This is a genomic window from Thiolapillus sp. (assembly GCF_048562965.1).
Classification (GTDB): domain Bacteria; phylum Pseudomonadota; class Gammaproteobacteria; order Chromatiales; family Chromatiaceae; genus Thiolapillus; species Thiolapillus brandeum_A.
Map to the genome: position 1 here is coordinate 1 of NZ_JBHNMF010000824.1, position 1,292 is coordinate 1,292.

Sequence of the window (1,292 nt, forward strand, 5' to 3'; positions counted from 1 at the left end):
GCACCGGATTTCTCATCGTCTTTTTTCGGTTTTTCAATTGAATTTCAATGACTTGGCATTTATAGACGGGAACTAGTTACATTACTCACTTAAATCAATTGGAACAGCTGGAATCTGTAGGATTTGACCGGGAATCTGTTCTGGCTTTCGACCTGTCCGGTAAAAAAATCGAAAATGGCACCAAGGATGATTCCATTTTTTACCTGGCGAGAAAGCACGCAATGGAAGAAGGTTAAGGCCGGTTTATCACGGGTTTCTGCTCCGTTTATTTCAGGGCAGAAACAAAGGAACTTACCTCCTCACGGTATTCTTCGATGATCTGCGGTACATTTTCCGAGTTGATGTTCAATGCCTGGCAGGCGGGAATCCGGTCGTAGTCCGTTTCTTCTGTGGCGGTGTTGTTGGCTTCCCTGGCAAGCAGAATGGCGCAAATCAGTATGTCACGCAGCTCGTCGATGTCTTCGTCCCTTGCCAGTTCGATTTCATCCTGTCTTTCAATTGCGGTGGATATGCTCTCGGGGAAACCCCCCGCCATGGAAAGGATGTAGTAGGTGCCGATATTGTGCAACAGGCCCGCCAGCATGGCATTGTGCTTTTCCTCGCGCAGACCGGCCCGAATGGCGAGCAGATAGCTGTAGGCGGCGACCTTGACGGACTCCATGCGGGTTTTGTTGAGCAGATATTCCAGGCTGGAACCCTTGGGCGCCTTGAACACGTCCTTGGTGGCAAGCGTGACCGTGGCGCTGTTTACCGCCGACAGACCCAGCCGGGAAACGGCAATATTCAGATCCGTCACCTTTATGCCGGAGCGGTTGAGCAGTGCGGAATTGGCGAGCAGCAATATGCGTACGCACAGATCAGGCGCAGCCACGACGATTCGGCTGACGTCCTGCAGGGACACGTCCGGGTCGTGAATGGTTCGTATGATGCGGGCATAGATGTCGGGAAAAGGCGGCAAATCAATCTCACGAGATGCAAGTTTTCTGGTCAGGTCCTGGAGAAAACAGAATTCTCTTTCCTGCAAATTTTGGTCCACATGCTGTTGTTGCATTCTTGGCGGTCCTTATGAATAAACGACATCCTACTGTTCGACCGGAACGCCAGAATCTTAACCCGGAAATTGCACCAGGCCGCTGGATTTATTCGATAACTCAATACAGTACAATGGGTTATGCGTATATTGGCAAAATACAAAGTGTTACCAAGCCTCGCTCTCAAGCGTGTCTTCGGCCTCGTGATAGATTTTGGGACATCCCAGTCCCCAAAATCGACTCGGCCTTTGACAACCTATT

1 protein-coding gene is annotated in these 1,292 nt (G+C 50.3%); it reads right to left on the reverse strand.

The genetic code is table 11. From position 1 onward, the window contains the following. Positions 1-265: 265 nt before the first annotated feature. Positions 266-1,024, reverse strand: coding sequence for an HDOD domain-containing protein (locus ACOCD2_RS20375; RefSeq protein WP_293681184.1), 759 nt, complete (start codon positions 1,022-1,024; stop codon positions 266-268). Between the last annotated feature and the right edge of the window lie 268 nt (positions 1,025-1,292).